At 39.4% G+C, this 18,159-nt stretch carries 19 protein-coding genes; 3 read left to right on the top strand and 16 right to left on the bottom strand.

The features are described from left to right. Positions 1–86: 86 nt before the first annotated feature. The 8 genes from QJV27_RS03360 to ffh all read right to left on the bottom strand — a co-directional run bounded on the left by QJV27_RS03360 (position 87) and on the right by ffh (position 6,778). A complete protein-coding gene (locus QJV27_RS03360; RefSeq protein ID WP_281447564.1) occupies positions 87–707 on the bottom strand; it encodes a glutathione S-transferase family protein in 621 nt (206 codons plus the stop codon). Positions 708–1,041: 334 nt separating this feature from the next. Beyond that, positions 1,042–1,677, bottom strand: coding sequence for a 3-isopropylmalate dehydratase small subunit (gene leuD / locus QJV27_RS03365; protein ID WP_281447565.1), 636 nt, complete (start codon positions 1,675–1,677; stop codon positions 1,042–1,044). Continuing rightward, a complete protein-coding gene (gene leuC, locus QJV27_RS03370) occupies positions 1,678–3,081 on the bottom strand; it encodes a 3-isopropylmalate dehydratase large subunit (RefSeq protein ID WP_281447566.1) in 1,404 nt (467 codons plus the stop codon). It abuts the gene before it with no gap. A gap of 157 nt (positions 3,082–3,238) precedes the next feature. Next, positions 3,239–3,631, bottom strand: a complete 393-nt coding sequence (rplS, locus tag QJV27_RS03375) for a 50S ribosomal protein L19 (protein WP_281447567.1) — start codon at positions 3,629–3,631, stop codon at positions 3,239–3,241. A gap of 73 nt (positions 3,632–3,704) precedes the next feature. Next, complete coding sequence (trmD, locus tag QJV27_RS03380) at positions 3,705–4,415, bottom strand: tRNA (guanosine(37)-N1)-methyltransferase TrmD (protein WP_281447568.1); 711 nt, start codon at positions 4,413–4,415, stop codon at positions 3,705–3,707. Further along, the gene (gene rimM, locus QJV27_RS03385; RefSeq protein ID WP_281447569.1) at positions 4,412–4,960 is read right to left on the bottom strand and encodes a ribosome maturation factor RimM; all 549 of its coding nucleotides are present in this window, start codon (positions 4,958–4,960) and stop codon (positions 4,412–4,414) included. The genes trmD and rimM overlap by 4 nt, the downstream gene beginning before the upstream one ends. 33 nt (positions 4,961–4,993) lie before the next feature. Further along, the gene (gene rpsP / locus QJV27_RS03390; protein WP_281447570.1) at positions 4,994–5,347 is read right to left on the bottom strand and encodes a 30S ribosomal protein S16; all 354 of its coding nucleotides are present in this window, start codon (positions 5,345–5,347) and stop codon (positions 4,994–4,996) included. 42 nt (positions 5,348–5,389) lie between these two features. Continuing rightward, entirely contained in the window at positions 5,390–6,778 is a 1,389-nt protein-coding gene (ffh, locus tag QJV27_RS03395; protein WP_281447571.1) for a signal recognition particle protein, read from the bottom strand. Between the two features lie 253 nt (positions 6,779–7,031). On the opposite strand from ffh, the gene QJV27_RS03400 reads away from it, so the two are divergent. Both QJV27_RS03400 and QJV27_RS03405 read left to right on the top strand, forming a co-directional pair. Next, complete coding sequence (locus QJV27_RS03400) at positions 7,032–8,222, top strand: MFS transporter (RefSeq protein ID WP_281447572.1); 1,191 nt, start codon at positions 7,032–7,034, stop codon at positions 8,220–8,222. Positions 8,223–8,307: 85 nt separating this feature from the next. Next, a complete protein-coding gene (locus QJV27_RS03405) occupies positions 8,308–8,685 on the top strand; it encodes a MerR family transcriptional regulator (protein WP_281447573.1) in 378 nt (125 codons plus the stop codon). Here QJV27_RS03405 and QJV27_RS03410 read toward each other — a convergent pair. The 3 genes from QJV27_RS03410 to QJV27_RS03420 all read right to left on the bottom strand — a co-directional run bounded on the left by QJV27_RS03410 (position 8,682) and on the right by QJV27_RS03420 (position 11,930). Next, positions 8,682–10,190 carry an AMP nucleosidase gene (locus QJV27_RS03410; protein WP_281447574.1) on the bottom strand — a complete coding sequence of 503 codons (1,509 nt, stop codon included), beginning with the start codon at positions 10,188–10,190 and terminating at the stop codon, positions 8,682–8,684. The two genes, QJV27_RS03405 and QJV27_RS03410, sit on opposite strands and share 4 nt — an antisense overlap. 126 nt (positions 10,191–10,316) lie before the next feature. Beyond that, positions 10,317–11,264, bottom strand: a complete 948-nt coding sequence (locus QJV27_RS03415) for a hypothetical protein (RefSeq protein WP_281447575.1) — start codon at positions 11,262–11,264, stop codon at positions 10,317–10,319. Positions 11,265–11,372: 108 nt separating this feature from the next. After that, positions 11,373–11,930, bottom strand: coding sequence for a Spy/CpxP family protein refolding chaperone (locus QJV27_RS03420; RefSeq protein ID WP_281447576.1), 558 nt, complete (start codon positions 11,928–11,930; stop codon positions 11,373–11,375). A gap of 237 nt (positions 11,931–12,167) precedes the next feature. Here QJV27_RS03420 and QJV27_RS03425 point away from each other — a divergent pair, with 237 nt between their 5' ends. Beyond that, positions 12,168–12,815: a YoaK family protein gene (locus tag QJV27_RS03425; RefSeq protein WP_281447577.1), complete on the top strand. Its 648-nt coding sequence runs from the start codon at positions 12,168–12,170 to the stop codon at positions 12,813–12,815. A gap of 53 nt (positions 12,816–12,868) precedes the next feature. Here the strand turns inward: QJV27_RS03425 and der are convergent, their stop codons facing one another. The 5 genes from der to QJV27_RS03450 form a co-directional block, all read right to left on the bottom strand. After that, complete coding sequence (gene der / locus QJV27_RS03430) at positions 12,869–14,242, bottom strand: ribosome biogenesis GTPase Der (RefSeq protein ID WP_281447578.1); 1,374 nt, start codon at positions 14,240–14,242, stop codon at positions 12,869–12,871. A gap of 12 nt (positions 14,243–14,254) precedes the next feature. After that, entirely contained in the window at positions 14,255–15,631 is a 1,377-nt protein-coding gene (locus QJV27_RS03435; RefSeq protein WP_281447579.1) for an outer membrane protein assembly factor BamB family protein, read from the bottom strand. Then, positions 15,631–16,332 (bottom strand): hypothetical protein, encoded by a 702-nt coding sequence (locus tag QJV27_RS03440; protein ID WP_281447580.1) that lies wholly within the window; start codon positions 16,330–16,332, stop codon positions 15,631–15,633. Before QJV27_RS03440 ends, QJV27_RS03435 begins: the two co-directional genes overlap by 1 nt. 71 nt (positions 16,333–16,403) lie before the next feature. Then, positions 16,404–16,778 (bottom strand): hypothetical protein, encoded by a 375-nt coding sequence (locus QJV27_RS03445; protein WP_281447581.1) that lies wholly within the window; start codon positions 16,776–16,778, stop codon positions 16,404–16,406. 53 nt (positions 16,779–16,831) lie between these two features. After that, on the bottom strand, positions 16,832–18,151 hold the full coding sequence (locus tag QJV27_RS03450; protein WP_281447582.1) for a dihydroorotase: 1,320 nt from the start codon (positions 18,149–18,151) through the stop codon (positions 16,832–16,834). Positions 18,152–18,159 lie beyond the last annotated feature (8 nt).

Genomic DNA, 18,159 nt, shown 5'->3' on the forward strand with positions numbered 1-18,159 from the left:
GTTTTAGAAACATATTTTATTTAAAACGATAATATTTAGACTTTAAATATATAAATAAATTACTTGCAAGCCAAGTATAATCGTTTTTACTTGTCCCATTGTAACGCCGTAAAAACAGTTTTTGCTTCCATCATAGATGAAAATGCCTTTAATGTATCAGATACATCGTCTTGATAATATTGTGGCAGTTTTTTTTGCAAATAATTTAAAACAACAGCAACTACGATATCTGCCTGCATCATTCGTTGTGCAACTAAATATCCAGCTTCGTTTACCTTAATTTGCTGATCCAATAAATCTAATCCAATGCGTAACTGCCGACCAACACGATCCCCCCATTCTTGATATTGTTTTTCTGGGGGACGACGATAATATTCCATAAATAATTGAACGGCTTTATCACACAAAGTCAACGCAATTCCAATAAGAGATTGCGAATATGTAAATTGATTTAATTCCTTGGGCAACAAAGAAACTGATGGGTCGCATTTTCTCTCTAAATATTCCAATATCAAGGTTGAATCGATTAATAAAGTCCCTTCATCTGTAATCAAAGCGGGTGCCTTCATCAAAGGATTAACAGCTTGCATCTTTTCAATATCGTTAAAAACAGATAACGCCTCATGTTCAAATAATAAGTTCATCGCTTTTAACGATATTGCCACTCGCCGAACATAAGGGGAATCCAACATTCCTATTAATTTCATCGCCAAATCCATCCACCTTCTGTTTTAAAAAATGCAACAATGCAAAAAATCATTGAGCAAGTTAATATTCCAAGAATCATCCAAACTCCTGAACAATACATTGTACATAATATGACAATTATTATATATAAAAACAAAGCAACCCACCCTTGCCAGACCATTGGTAAACCTGAACCGTAACCATATTGCTTTGCTTTAAACCAACAATGTTTATTGCAAAAAGTAGTTTTGCTTAACGTCATCATAAAGTTATATTATTTTCTATAAAATATGGCCCATTATCGCAACAATGGGCCATAACAACAATCTAAATTATATGAAACATAATATTTTCTTAAGAAGACAACCCGTTAATTGAAATCTTTGGGAACCAAGACTGTTCTTGCTTTCTTTTATTCTCGAATTTTTCAATTGCATTCACATGCTGTAACGTCTGTGCAATATCATCCATCCCATCCAATAACAATTGTCGCCGCAATGGATCAACTTCAAACGCAATTCGTTCTCCATTAGGACGGACAATTTCTTGTTTTTCCAAATTGATGGTTAATTTGGCATTGGCACCCATTTTGGTATCTTCAACCAATTGCTCGCAGATTTCTCTGGGTAATTTAATCGGCAATATACCGTTTTTAAACGAATTATTGAAAAAGATATCAGCAAAAGAAGGGGCGATAACACAACGAATACCAAAATCAAGCAGTGCCCATGGGGCGTGCTCTCTGGATGAACCGCAGCCAAAATTTTCATAGGTAATAAGAATTTCAGCATTCCGATAAGGCTCACGATTTAATACAAATTCTGGACGTTCTTGATCATTCTCATCATAACGCCAAGCATGGAAAGCAAATTTCCCCAAGCCACTGCGCTTGGTTGTTTTTAAAAATCGCGCGGGGATGATTTTATCAGTATCAATATTTTCTTCGGGTAACGGTGCGGCAATCGCTGTTAAAATTTCAAACTTTTCCATTTAGATCATCTCTCTTACATCTGTTAGTTCACCTTTAATCGCAGCTGCGGCCGCCATGGCCGGAGAAACAAGATGGGTTCTGCTGCCAGGTCCCTGACGACCTTCGAAATTACGATTTGAAGTTGACGCACATCGTTGACCCGGTTTTAAACGATCAGGATTCATCGCCAAGCACATTGAACATCCTGCTTCGCGCCATTCAAATCCTGCATCAATAAAAATTTTATCCAAACCCTCGGCTTCGGCCTGTTTTTTGATTAGTCCAGAACCTGGAACAACCAATCCCCACACATGATCAGCAATCTTTTTACCTTTTAGAACGTGCGCTGCAGCACGTAAATCCTCAATACGGCTGTTAGTACAGGATCCGATAAAAACAGCATCAATTTTAGTACCTGCAATCGGTTGGCCGACTTTTAAATCCATATAATCCAACATACGTTGTTTACGCAACCGTTGGGATTCATCTTTTAAATCCACTGGATTAGGGATAACGTCAGTAATAGATAATACATCTTCAGGACTTGTTCCCCACGTTACCATTGGCTCTAAATCGTCAACGTTGACGGTTACAACTTTATCATAGTGCGCCCCTTCGTCCGAGGCCAAGCTTTTCCAATATTCTACAGCAGCTTCGAAGTCAGCACCTTTGGGTGCAAAGGGACGACCTTTGATGTACTCGAACGTCACTTCGTCAGGGGCAACCAGACCAGATCTTGCACCGCCTTCGATTGCCATATTACAAATCGTCATACGGCCAGCCATATCCAAATTACGAATAACAGAGCCACAAAATTCAATTACATATCCAGTTCCGCCCGCAGTACCAATTTTTCCAATAATAGCCAAAACAACATCTTTGGCACTTAATCCTGGCTTTAATGTTCCATTAATTTCAATTTTTAAATTTTTGGCAGGCTTTTGTAATAAGGTTTGGGTCGCCATAACATGCTCTACCTCTGACGTACCAATACCAAAGGCTAACGCACCAAACGCACCATGGGTTGAGGTATGACTATCACCACAAACAATCGTCATACCAGGAAGTGTAATGCCCTCTTCTGGTCCAACAACGTGTACAATTCCCTGACGGTCAGATTTTAAAGGAATAAAAGGAACACCAAATTCTTTCACATTATGTTCTAATGTTTCAATTTGTTGCCTGCTTTCATCTTCAGCAATTGGTTGATTGCGATCCGTCGTTGGCACATTATGATCGATAACCGCCATCATAGCTTCGGGACTGTGTAATTGACGACCAGCAATCCGCAACCCTTCAAAAGCCTGTGGACTTGTGACCTCGTGAATTAAATGACGATCAATATAGAGAATTGCGGTACCATCTGGAAGTTGTTCAACCACATGACTATCCCACAACTTGTCAAATAAAGTACGCGCTTTCATTATTTTTCCTCAAACTATAGCTATAAAAACAAAATATCTGACAACCCTCACCTAAGAAAGCTGTCAGATACGTTGTATTTTCGTAAAATAAATCGTATCGACTATTTTAAACACGATTTATTTCAAAATTTCAATCAAAAAAGCAATTATTGCTCAACTAACCCTGAGCAGTATTAGTTTTTTTAACTGCATCGCGGCTGCGTTCTTTAATACGGGCTGATTTACCGCTACGGCTACGTAGATAGTATAATTTAGCGCGACGAACGTCACCATGACGAACAACATTAATTGCTGCAATGGTTGGTGAATATAGAGGGAACACACGTTCCACACCTTCACCATTAGAGATTTTGCGAACAGTAAAATTACTGTTTAGGCCCTTGTTCGAACGTGCAATAACAACACCTTCATAAGCCTGAATACGTTTACGTTCACCTTCAACAACGCGAACATCAACACGAACCGTATCCCCTGGAAAAAATTCAGGAACGGGGCGTTCTGCTGTTAAACGAGCAATTTCTTCTGCCTCGTATTTTTGAATGGTATTCATTTAATCCTATTCCTTTTACAATAAGATATTATCTACAATTTAAAACTTTGTCAGTAACATCATCGTCAAACATCTATGATACACCACTGCCATATCGATGTTGGTATGTCGCCCATAAATCAGGTCGGCGTTCTTTTGTGATTGTTTTTGCCTGTTCTTTACGCCATGATGCGATTGCACCATGGTGACCAGACAACAGAACGCCCGGCACTTTTAACCCCGCCCATTGGGCAGGTTTAGTATAATGCGGATATTCCAACAACCCTTCGGAAAAACTTTCCTCGACCTCACTTTGATCAGACCCCATAACACCAGGTAACAGTCGCACACAGGCATCCATTAAAACCAATGCCGCAGGTTCCCCACCAGAAAGAACATAATCGCCAACAGAGACCTCTTCTATGGCATGTTTTTGAAAGATTCGTTCATCGATCCCTTCATAACGACCACAAATACAGTAAATGCCTCTGCCTGATGCAAAACGTTTTACGTCAGCCTGCTGTAACAACCGACCTTTTGGCGATAGATAGATAATCGGACGATTATCTTGGGGTTTGGTCGCCTCTAACGCAGCATCCAAAATGTCTGCACGTATAACCATCCCTGCCCCACCCCCAAAAGGAGTATCATCAACAGCCTTGTGTCGGCCCGAGCCGAACTCACGCAATGCATGCGTTTGCAGTGACCAACGTTGTTCCTCTAATGCTCGCCCTGCCAGGGAATATCCCAAAAAACCAGGAAACATCTCTGGAAACAACGTTAATACATCAACTTGCCAGGTCATGACTTATCCCTTTGACCCTGAGGGGGGACTTCCACCTCATGTGGGGGACATACCCGTAACCAGCCAGCTTTAATATCAATTTCGGGAACACAAATTTTGGTAAATGGAATAAGGGCATTTTCCCCTTGATCCCGTTTTATTTCCAAACTGACCCCTGCACCATAGTCATGCACAAATTGCACAACCCCAAAGACAGTATCCTCTTGATCTTCATGGGCAAGCATGGCTTGCAATCCAATTAAATCAGAAAAATAAAACTCGTCTTCTTTAGGTTCTGGCAACCGTTCTTTTGGAACAAACAACTTACGATTGGTCAAATGTTCAACGGCATTACGATTGTCCAACCGTTTTTTACCACTATCGTAAAGGGCTGCAACCTTGTCACCCTGCCAATGGATTGTCCAACGATCCCCATGATCATCAACCAATTCATCAAAATCCTCTAAATCACTTGGATTTTCAAGATAAGGGTGTAGGCGAACCAATCCACGAACACCGTGGGGTCTTCCTATTGTCCCTATATGAATTAGCTGTTTTTGTGTCACAGGATGCTACTTTCTTGCGATAACTAATTACGATTAAGCAGCAGCTTCTTCGCTCTTTTTAGCAGCAGCTTCAGCACGGTCTTGTGCTTTTTTCTTTGGAGCTGACTGTTGAGGTTGCTCACGATATTCGAATTTAGGAGCCAACCCTGCATTTCCTAAAAAGCGTGCAACACGATCCGTTGCTTGTGCGCCTTTTGACAACCAGTGTGTAATACGTTCGTTAACCAAACGAATTCTGTCAGCATGATCTGCTGGTAACATTGGGTTATATGACCCAACTTTTTCAATAAAACGTCCATCCCGTGGTGAACGGCTATCAGCGATAACGATGTGATAATAAGGACGTTTCTTTGACCCTGCACGGGATAAACGAATTTTAAGGCTCATTGACTGTTTCTCTCCAGATATCTAGCCACAATTAAAAAAGAATTAACGCATCATTCCACCACCAGGGGGTGGCGTCATTCCTTTTGGTAAAAGAGCGGATAACCCCTGACGCATTAATCCTTTAACGCCCAGTTTGTTAAACCGCTTCATCATAGAAGCCATCTGATCATATTGTTTTAATAACCGATTGACTTCTTGAACTGTTGTCCCCGATCCCAAAGCAATTCGTTTTTTACGAGATGCCTTGATAATAGCAGGTTGCTTACGCTCTGCCTTGGTCATCGATGATATAATCGCTTGATGACGCTTTAGAACCGAAGTATCTAACTCTTTGTCTCCGAGCTTGTCTTTCATTTTACCCATACCGGGTAACATATCCATGATATTTGAAATAGAGCCCATTTTATTAATTTGAGAAATCTGCGCTGCATAATCATTCAGATCGAATTTCCCCTTAAGCATCTTTTTAGCAAGACGCTCACTTTCTTCTTGATCAATGGTTTCGCTGGCTTTTTCAACCAGTCCAGCGATATCCCCCAACCCTAAAATACGACTGGCAACACGTTCAGGGAAAAATTCTTGTAATGCATCGACTTTTTCCCCCATACCAACCAACTTAATGGGGGAACCTGTAATTGCACGCATAGATAATGCCGCACCACCGCGTGCATCCCCATCCATACGAGTCATGACGACGCCACTGATTCCGACTTTTTCGTTGAAGCTTTTTGCCGTGTTTACGGCATCTTGCCCCGTCATGGCATCAACAACCAACAGGGTTTCAACAGGCTTTACCGTATCCCTGATATCTTCAACCTCTTTCATTAAGGTTTCATCAATGGATAAACGTCCAGCCGTGTCTAAAATAACAATATCATACCCTTCTAAACGCCCAACTTCCATGGCACGTTTAGCGATTTGGACAGGCATTTGCCCATCAATAACAGGCAGTGATTTAACATTGATTTGGTTGGCCAGTTGCTCCAATTGCAACTGCGCAGCAGGACGGTATGTGTCCAAACTTGCTAATAGAACTTTTTTACGTTCACGACGATTTAAGTAATAAGCAATTTTCGCAGAGGTCGTGGTTTTACCCGACCCTTGTAATCCCACCATCAAATAAGGAATGGGGGGTGCAGCATTTAAATTTAAAGGAACAGACCCTGCCCCACCCAAGGATTCAATTAAGGCATCATTAACAATTTTTGCAATGGCCTGACCTGGGGAAATATTATGCAGGACTTCTTGTCCGACAGATTTTTCCTGAACACGTTTTACAAAATCTTTGACCACTGGCAAAGCAACGTCAGCATCCAACATTGCCAAGCGAATTTCACGCATGGCTTCGTTGACATCTTCCTCTGACAAGGAGCCACGTTTTGACAACCCGTCAAATACGCCAGAAAGCTTTCCAGATAAACGATCAAACACGTTCAAAATCCCACTGTTTAAAACAATAAATAACGCGCCGCTGCGCGAGCCTTCGCGAAGTGACGTTTCTTATCTTTGTGAACGAAATTACCTTATTCATTTGATTAGGTCAAGTCATAAATCAACCTAGCCTTTACTTTCTAACTTTCATTAAATTCATAAAAATAGCACTGAAAATAGCAATTGACTGAGAGTTAACTCTCAACCTTATAACTAGATTTATTCTATCGTAACAATAAAAAACGAGGTTTAGATGAGCGAGCTTAAAGAGGCCCAACAACCCACCTATTGGAGTGCTGTGTTTTCTCTATTTATGGGGGTTACCAGCTTGATCGCTGCAGAATTTATCCCCATTAGTCTTTTAACAAATATTGCTAGTGACCTACATATTACCGAAGGTCAGGCTGGACAATCCGTAACAGCGGTAGGTATATTTGCCGTTTTAACCAGTCTTTTTATAGCCCCTTTAACTCGAAAAATCGACAAAAGACGTATTTTATTGTTATTTTCAACCTTATTAATTTTGTCCAATATATGCGTTGCATTTGCTCATAATTTTATTACTCTTTTGGCCGGTCGCTGCGTATTGGGCATTTGCGTTGGTGGGTTTTGGTCATTAACCTCTGCCGTTGTCTTGCAATTGGTACCATCTAATCAAATACCAAAAGCATTAAGCATTATTTACACAGGGGTTTCCGTCGCAACCATCATTTCGTTACCCTTTGCTAATTATATTGGCTATTTGTTAGGGTGGCGCACAATATTCCATCTTGTGGCTGTTTTGGGTATGATAACCTTAATATGGCAATATTTTAGTTTACCCTCTTTGCTCTCTCCTCAAAATAGCAGCTTTCAATCCATTCAATTATTATTAAAACAAAGCTGGGTTATTTACGGCTTGCTAGCTATTGTTTGCAGTTATGCTGGATATCATATTTTCTTTACTTATCTTAAACCTTTCTTACAATATTCATTATCCTTGCCCCCTTATACCTTAACACTAACCTTGCTATGTTTTGGTCTGGTTAATTGTTTTGGTACTTTAATTGCAGGTTTTTTACTTAATAAATCCTTCAGAATAACCATGATTATGATCCACGTTATTCTTAGTTTGGTTGCTTTGTTATTTTTTATAAACTCGCAATTTTTTATTGGAAACTTGATCAATATATTCATTTGGGGACTGATCTTTGGTATCATTCCAGTGGGATGGTCAACATGGATTACCAGAACGTTGACTAATCAAGCTGAAATTGCTGGGGGACTAATGGTTGCAGCCATTCAATTATCAATTACCATTGCCGCAGCGATTGGGGGATTGTTATTCGATCATTACGGCATTCATATGATTTTTATTGCCTCTTTTAGTATTTTTATAACAGCGATATTTTTTACCGTAATTAGCTTTAAATCCTTTTATGAAGTTAAAGGAAAGCCTGTATAGACTTACTTATACTCTATTGACTTACTTATACTCTATTGACTTACTTATACTCTATTTTTGTTTTAAACAATTTGTAAGAATTACCATGTATACCATTCAAAAAGTCGCTCAAAAGATGCACATGAATCCCCACACCGTCCGTTATTATGCCAAAGAAGGTCTATTCCCTTTCATCCACAGAAACGTTAATGGAGTAAGACAATTTCAAGAAAAAGATCTAGAGTGGATATCTTTGATTCATTGTCTTAAAAATTCTGGTATGAGGATCAAAGAAATTAAACAATTTATTCAATGGATTATCCAGGGTGACGATACCGTTGATCAAAGGTTGAATTTGTTCAAAGAACAAGAAAAAAAAGTAAAACAACAAATCGCAGAACTTCAACAGACTTTAAAAACGATTCAGTATAAGAAAAAATATTATGAGGATTTAAAGCAAACCCTCACTTGTCAAACAACCTAGCGAAAAGCCACTTCTCCAACAGTTCTACGTAATTTACGACTATGCAAACTATCACTATTTTCCATCATGATTTCAAAAGCAAAAATTGCGGTTAAAATATGTTCTGCTCTTGACTGATTATAAAAATGACGTGCTGAACGGGGCAATTTGGGTTGGTTGTGCAGTGGCTTATCCGAAACAGATAATAATACCCCATAGGGAATTCTGAAACGATATCCATTGGTTGCAATGGTTGCACTTTCCATATCCACGGCAATTGAAGTACTGGATTGTAAGGCACTGCGAATAGTTTCTGAAGTTTCCCATTCCCAATTACGATCAGCTACTGTCAAGACCGTTCCCGTACGCATATCCTTTGGAGAGCATGGATGATGTTGCAAAGCCCTAACCTGAATATAAGCCTTTTGCAATGCGGTCTGTATTTCTGATAGAATAGGAATGGGTTTTGCCAATGGCACGTAATGATCCAATAAAAAATCTTTACGCTCAAAAGAATTGGCTAAAATCATATCCCCGATATTCATACGTGAATCAAGTCCAGCACAATGCCCAACCATCAACCAACAATGTGGGCGCAGAACCGCCAAACAATCCGTAATGGTTTTCGCATTACTGGGTCCCACCCCAATATTAACAATGGTGATGCCTTGGTGATTATCTGCAGTCAAATGACAGGCTGGCATCTGATATTCTGAATTCATTTGTAATAAACAGGTATTCAGCGCATCGTTAGTGATTGCTTCATCCCCTACTTTTAAAGACAGGTTTGGCGTTATAAATTGTTGGTAAGCAATATGACTTTTAGGAATAGTATCATCGGTTAATATGCCCAAGTTATGAACGGAGAAACGAGCAAAATAATCAATATGAAAGGGATAATTCGTCAAAATAATAAAATTCTGAAAATCTTTAAAACTGCATCCCGTGTAATGTTCCAACCGTTGTAAAGCCAAATCAACCCTTAAGGCATTAAACAAACATAACGGCTGACTGTTCGATGAGATAGTATACGAGCCATCGGCAATCCCATCATCAATTTTAGTCATATCAATATTTGTAAAAGTCCGATCTAATTTTGATAGTCGTTCTTGGGTCAGGTTCTGTATGGGAATATGGTCATAATTTTCAACAAATTTAATTGGTATTTCTAGAGAGCTTACCCCAATCTCAACCTGTATATGGTGATTTGCCATAATCTTTGATATTTGTTCGTAAAGATACTGTCTAAAAAGCTGGGGCTGGGTAATTGATGTTGAATAATGACCAATATTCTCAAAAAAACCATAGGATAATTTATGATCAATTTGTGTCAGTTGTTTTAAATCAAACCGGATCTCGGGATAACAGGCACGAATTTTTTCTGGAAAATCGTGACCATTGCAAAAAGCAATATAATGTTCTTTTAAATACGAAACATTTGTTTGGTAAATATCAATTAATTGGTCTACGGCTGCATTGGCATCGGTAAATAACCAACGATCCTGTTGTGTGTATATTTTTGTCATTTCTATGCCAATATATGAAAATACTATGTTAACTATTTTACAATAATCATAGCAAACGCAACGTCATTGTAAAAACAAAATCTGTTCTTTGTTTAGTATTAAAATTTTTTTAAAGTTTAGACAAATCTATTGTGCACCTTTTATCATCATATATTTTGCTTTTAGCTCTGCTCTTTGTTCCAAAGTGAGCAAATTAAAAATCTCAGATAAGCTCTGTATTTGATAATATTGGATTAAATAATCCTGATGCGTTAATTGACCAAATATCAATTTGTAATTTTTTGGAAACGATGCATCCTTTTGTTTAGATAACAAGGGAATAAGCTTTTGCAATATTTTTAATTGCTCTTTTGCAGCTATGTGGATTTGATTTCTTTGCTTTTCAAGAATAGAATAAACATTTTTTTGCTGATTGCTGGATAAAACAAGATTAGTCATAATTTGTTCTAACGACATAAATTTTGCATTTATTGCCCCACGCTGATCAGGTACGTACAGCGATAAAGGCGATATTTTGAATGTATTATCGCCATTCATTAATGAAGCATAAGATTGTTGTATTTGTTCCTGATGATTCCATAGGGTTTGTTGGGCGGTAATAAACAGATTATAATCATCAATTACTTTCTGCCATGTCATAGGCTGGATTATTTTTCGTACTGCATCAACAGTTTGTATTCTGTTAAGCGTATCTTCCTGCACCCAAGATAAAAGCTGATTCAAATAAGGTTTTAATTGTTCTTTAGATACATCTTGATTTTCTAACAATAGTGCAATGATGCGTTGAATAATACTGTCATATTGTATCTGCAATGTACAAGTTTGAACGAGTGCACCCTTTAAAATTGTATGAATTCGTTCTTGATCAACCCTGTTCAATAAAGTTATAGGTAATGGTAAATCAAAAGCTACAGATTGTGCTGACAATGTAAGACAAGCTCTTGGCAAGGTTACATCAAAATTATCCGTTTTAGTTAAAGGCACGCACCATGCACGATCCAAATCTCCTATTACCGTGGCAATACATAAACAAAATAACCCGTATATTTTTAACCTCTTTATATTAATCAACACAACTTTGATCCTTGCTGAATAAAAAAAACCTGTTACCCTTTGAAGGATAACAGGCTAAATTATCGTATAGTACAGAACAACTCTTCAATAAAAATTAAAAGACCAGAGTTATTCAGCAGCAGGTGCGGGTTCGTTAATATCGCGAATTTGCTTATGCAATTGCTTCATTTGTTTTCTGATCTCTTGCAATTTTCCATAGCGAACTTTTGCTTGAGCCAACTGTTGAGGTGTCAAGACATCACGTAAAGCCAGCAATGTGGTTAAATGGCGATCTTTGGTGGCTTCTTCCAAAGCTGTTTGCTTGTCTAAAATTGGCTTTAAGCTTTCTTTGGTAACCTTTCCTGGCGACAATAATGCTGTTGCCAATTCATTATGAATAGCCTTCATATCTTGATGATTTGCACGTTCATCAGCACGAGCTTTGGCTAAAATATCATGAATTTGCTTTTTTTGTTCTTTTGTAAATTGAATACCTTTAAAGATCATGCCCATAGGGCCAACTTCTGGACCAAACATCCCGGGATGATGCGGTGGTGGCATTTCCCCAGGAGGAGGTGGTGGAGGGGGTGGGGCATCATCGGCAGGTTGTGCCCATGCGGATCCAACAGCCCCCAAACTTAAACCACTGGCAACAACCATAGAAGTTAATAATTTTTTATTAAACATGATCAAAATCCTTATTTTAAGTGCACTTCATCAAATATTAAGGTAATTTTATTGTGCGTTAAGTATGATATTTGATGATCTTTAAGGCAAAAATATGACTATTTCTGTAAGTTTTCGTGATATAAAAGAAGAGCTTGTTGAAATAGTAATCTTTAAAACTTACCCTTTTTTCATTATATCTTCAATAATATTATGTTAAATCCACAAAAAAACATTTATTCTTTATCAATAATATACATGATTTTATTTACATTTATCGGTGGATTTGCTGACGCCAGTTCGTTTTTAATATTTGGAATATTTACAGGTCATATAACTGGGAACGTCATTTTAAGTATTATTCACGGCGTGTACGGAAACATACATCTGGTAATTAAATCAGTAATTGCTTTGATAGGGTTTATCAGCGGCACTTTACTTGGGACATGGTTTCGTTTAAGGATAAGAAAAAAATACAGTTACAGCACGTCTATAGCTCTATTTTTCCAATTTTGCATTATTATTGTCATTTTCATTTTACAAATTACCTTACACACAGAAATAAGTGATATTCTCTTCTTACTGGGTTTAAGCTTTGCCTTAGGTTTGCAAAACGGTACCATTTATTCAATAAAAAAAATCGGTATTCATTCCAGCTACATCACGGGAATGGCTACCTCTTTTATTAACACTTATTTTACCTTACAAAAAAATGATAATCATTACATAGAAACAAAAAATAATCTCATCATCCAATTTTCATTACTGATTGCTTTTGTTATAGGGGCGTTTACTGGTGTTTTGCTGATATATGTCTTTCATTTGATGGGATTTATTGTTTTGTTTTTTCTGCTCTTTATAAGTATTATTTTAAATATATATCTACAGCACAAAGAAGCCTTATAAAAAAAGCCAAGGTAAAAAATACCTTGGCTGTAATCTCACAGCAAAAAAATCAATTATGCTTTATCTGCAGAAACATAAGGGTTTTTACTGTCCCTAAACTGTAAACGAATGGGGGTTCCTGGCATATCGAATGTGGCACGCATCCCGTTAACTAAATACCGTTGATAATCCATCGGTAATTTTGACGTTCGAGTACCAAATAAAATAAAGGTTGGTGGTCGAGCCTTAGCCTGAGTAATATAACGTATTTTTAAACGGCGCCCATCAACCATTGGTGGTGCATGCCGAGTTAATGCTTCTTCAAACCAGCGATTTAAAGCACCTGTTGGAATGCGTTTATTCCATATCTCATAGGCCCTACGCACTGCGGGCAATAATTTATGTACACCCCGCCCCGTCAAGGCCGAGAAAGAAACAACAGCGATACCATTCATCTGGGATAAAGACATTTCAATTCGATCTTTGATATTTTGCCGAACCTCGTCCCTATTTTCTAATATATCCCATTTATTTAGGGCTATGACACAACAACGCCCTTCTCTTTCAACCAAACGCGCAATTTGCAAATCCTGTTCATGCACGCCCAGTTCAGCATCTATGACCAAGACAACCACTTCAGCCATCTTTAATGCCTCAATACTGGCAGAAACGGACATTTTTTCCAATGTCTCGTCAATCCGAGCCTTGCGCCGTAAACCCGCTGTATCTACGAGTTCAACCTCGCCAACATCGTCTTTTAATAAGACCGCAATGGAATCTCGGGTTAATCCTGCCTCTGGCCCTGTGATAACTCTTTGTTCACCCAATAACTGATTAATCAATGTTGACTTGCCTGCATTTGGTCTGCCAACTATAGCTAGTCGCAAGGGACGATCAGATTCTTCTTCATCCTCTGAAAAATCCAAAGGGGTTTCTTCTGGCAAACGTTCCAATACGGCATCAACCAAATCAACCATACCTTCACCATGTTCCGCAGATACAGGAATAGGTTCACCCAAGCCGAAACTATACATTTCCAATGCAGCAATATTGCCTGCATGACCTTCAGCTTTGTTCGCAACCAGAACAATTTTTCGTCCTTGTTTGCGCAACCACTGGGCAAAATGCTCGTCCACTGGGGTAATTCCTGCACGGGCATCCACGCAAAAAATAATCACATCCGCACAATCGACCGCCCGTTCAGAGGATTCACGCATACGACCAAAAACAGTTTGGGGATCATCTTCTTCCCATCCAGCTGTATCCATCAACGTTACTGCACGATTTTGCAACATAATATCAACTGATTTGCGATCACGTGTTACCCCAGGTTGATCACTGACAATTGCATAACGTCTGCCTGCCAGACGATTAAAAAGAGTTGATTTTCCAACATTGGGTCGCCCTGCAATAACAACCACAGGCAAAGATTTAGCGGATAATGACACCTAAATTTATTCCTATCCAAAAGCCGTCAACTTGCCGTCTTGTCCAACAACCAGCAAACGTTCATTAACAATAACAGGGGCAAGCGCTGGGGTTATATCTGTTTTCACAACCTTTGTCACTTTCCCTGTGGCTGGATCAACCGTAACCAATCCATTTTCAGAAAAATCACTGATGCAAATTAATTGCCCACCCCCAAGTACTGGGCCATACCAGGCAATTGGGTTACTTGATTTTTCAACATTTTTAAAACGACGCAGCTGCGTAACCCAGCGTACTCGTCCTGTTATTCGGTCTAGACATGCCAATTGTTGATCCAAAGACAATACAAACAACCAATCTGCAATCGCAACCATAGCATTCTGACCAGAGGCCTCACGTTCCCATAATCTTCGACCCGATCTGACGTCAATTGCAACAAGCACAGAACCCAAACTAATTGCATATACCGTGCCATCAACAATGATAGGCAATGCACTGACCGCAGAGAAATCGGTATACGAATCGCGTCCACTACGTCCCAAAGTATCTGTCCATATTTCTTCACCTGTTTGAGCACGCAAAGCAACCAAATCGCCCGTTCCAAATCCAGCCACTAAAATTCCACTGAAATATGCTGGCGCAGGCTGTCCAAATAATTTTGTATCAACACTGCCTGTACGATAAGACCATAATTGAGTACCTGTTTTGGCATCTAAACAAAATAAACTGCCATCAATAGTACCAAAAAATACTCGATCACCAACAATTGTTGGTGCAGAACGCCCAGGCGTTCCCAAATCAACACGCCACACAACTTTACCCGTTTCACGATCAACCCGTAAAGTTTCAGCAACCCCATCAACGATATAAAGAGCATCACTGGTTAATCCGATCCCTCCACCGAGGTTACTGGATTTAGATCCTTTTTTATTTGGATTTAAACGCCATAATACTTTTCTGGACGAAGAGTCAAAAGCTGTTACTTTCCCAACAGCATCCATGGTGTAAAACCGATCCCCGTCCACAACGGGTGTGGTATTTATAATACCCCTGCCCTTAGATCCCAAAGCAATAAAAGCCAAAGGACTAGGTTCTGAATTACCAGATCCAATACTGCAATCCCATAATTTACGAACCCCACCAATTGCACTGTGAATTGAAGCATGGCTTGGCACACGCCCCTCCAGCATCCATTGATGTTCGATAACAGGTGGTGGGATTGTAATTGGGGTTTGATCATCTTTATCAACCATTAACCCCGCACCAGAACTAAATACATTAACCCGTTGCCCCACCAAAACAGGCTTATGATCCTTATGCCCACAAGCAGCCAGTAACATTCCACTACCAGAAGCTAGTAATAAGGATCGTCGTGAAAAGTTTTTATGGGAATTCGAAAGAGATTTCATTATTGAGGTACCTTCTGATTAGCAACTTTGTTACTGGCAATGATTTGTAACATCATACTTGCACGCTCTCTTACCCCTGGGGGTGCGTTCATATCGATTGTTAATTGACCTAATACTTGTCTGGCCTCGATTAATTTACCTGTTTTTATATCGAGTAATGCCTGGCATTCCTTAAGCAAGGCAGTCCAAGGCGTTTTTTGCTCTATTAATTTATGAATACGGTTACGCAGCTCCGTTGAAGATGCAGTGTCTAAATGATGTTGAATCCACAATAATCCTGCCAAAGATCTAAATTCAGGCTTAGCAGTATTATCACCACTTAATGTTTCCCAAATAATAGAGGCCTCTTTAACTTTACCTTCAGAAGCCAGTATTCCAGCCTGTTCTAATTGGGATATGGACCGAATAGATTGAGGAGAATTATCAGATAAGGCCTTAAATTGTTCCAAAGCCTGTTTTTGTATCTCGGCAGAAACAGGCTGACCTGAAATCGGATCAATTTTATATAACGTATTGAAATAGGAAAAAGAAGCTTTCTCAATTGTTTTATTATATTGATAAACCCGATACTGCCATACACCCAGTGCTGTAAAAACAATAACAAGCAAGGCAACAGCAAATATAACATAACGACGAGCATTGGCACGCAATTTTTCTGCACGGATGTCCGCAGTAATTTCTTTTAACAGGTCATCAGACACCTGAACATACTCCTTTTCTATCAATCAATGCTATCCCTCACTATATTAAGGATTGTCAATATTTACATAACCTACTTTTTAGGTTTCGCCCCCAATTTTTTCCCAGCAGCTTTTAATTCTGTTTGCATTTTCGTTAAATTAGCTGTAATTCGGCTGCGAATTTCAGTTGTTGCTTTTTGATATGGCTCCATCTCTGCCTTTGCTTTTTGGCTGATCGCGGTTTGCTTGGCATGGGCTTGCTTTGCAACACAGGCATAATAAGCACGCGCAGCTTTATCATAAGCAGAAAAATGTTCAACACTGTTATTATAATTGGTAACATTCGACACATTTAACGCGGGGGCTTTGGGTTCGCGTCCACAATTTGCAGCCCAGTCTTGGGCATAAACTGCCCCACTAGCCGTCATACCTAAAGCTATTAAACCCACTTGTAATAATAATTTCATTTTTCAATCCTTAAAGACATTTATTTGAAATAAAAGATAACGCCACACTTTATTTATGACAAAAACTCAACCAGTTCTCCCTGCGGGCTGCCTAAAACTTGATCATTTTGCATGATAATTTGACCTTTGACAATTGTTACCATTGGCCAACCCTTTACATCCGTTTGATCATAAGGGGTCCACCCTGCAGGGGATACAATCCAATCGTTGGTAATACGGCGTTTTTTCTGCATATCCACCAGGGTAAAATCTGCATCATATCCCACTTGTATACGACCCTTAGTTGGCATACCATAAATCCGTGCAGGATTGGCAGACATTACATCTGCTAATCTATTCAAAGATAAACGCCCCTCGTTCACGTGATTTAACATAAGAGGCACAATTGTCTGTACCCCCAACATTCCAGAAGGACAGCATAGCCACGGTTTTGCCTTTAATGTTGGATCATGGGGGGCGTGGTCTGATGAAACGATATCGACAACACCATTACGAACCGCAGCCCAACATGCATCATAGTGACGTTGATCTCGAATGGGGGGGTTCATCACTGCACGCCCTTGTAAACGTTCGTAACATTCTGGGGCAATTTGGGTTAAATGATTAACCAACACTTCGATCGTTGCAATATCTTTATAATCAACCAACCATTCCAGCTCCTCTTGAGTGGTTGTATGTAAAATATGCGCAGGACGTCGCGTTTTCTGAGCCAGCGCAATAATCCGACGTGTCCCTAAAAACGCACATTCTTCATCACGCCATAAACGATGGTTTTCATACGGCATACCTTCACAAAACAGCTTTTTACGCTCTTGTAAACGATACTCATCCTCGGCGTGGTAACAAACACGACGACGGCCATATAACATCACCTGTTCAAGACTGGCGTCGTCCTCTACCATCAAAGACCCTGTAGAAGAACCCGCATACACCTTGGTTCCACACACACCTTTCTGAGATTCAAGACTGGCTAAATCTTGGATATTATCACGAGTTGCCCCAACATAAAATCCAAAATTAACCCAACTGGTTTCCACAGCGCGTTGCTGTTTCCATTGAATCATTTCCAAATCCGCAACAACAGGATTGGTATTGGGCATATCCAAAACCGTTGTTAATCCACCCAATGCAGCTGCCTTGGTTCCCGTTTCAATCGTTTCAACCAAAGCATTTCCAGGTTCACGAAAATGAACATGACAATCCATCAGTCCTGGCAAAACATGCAGTCCTGTTGCATCAATCACTTGTGCTGCCTCGTCATTTCCCCCAACAGATAGGGAAAGAATACGGCCATTTCTAACACCTATATTTACCTTTTCCTGGCCCCAAGGAAAAATGCAAATACCATTTCTTAAAATTAAATCATAATGCATGCTGCTCT

It is taken from the genome of Commensalibacter oyaizuii, assembly GCF_029953265.1.
GTDB classification, from domain to species: Bacteria; Pseudomonadota; Alphaproteobacteria; order Acetobacterales; family Acetobacteraceae; genus Commensalibacter; species Commensalibacter oyaizuii.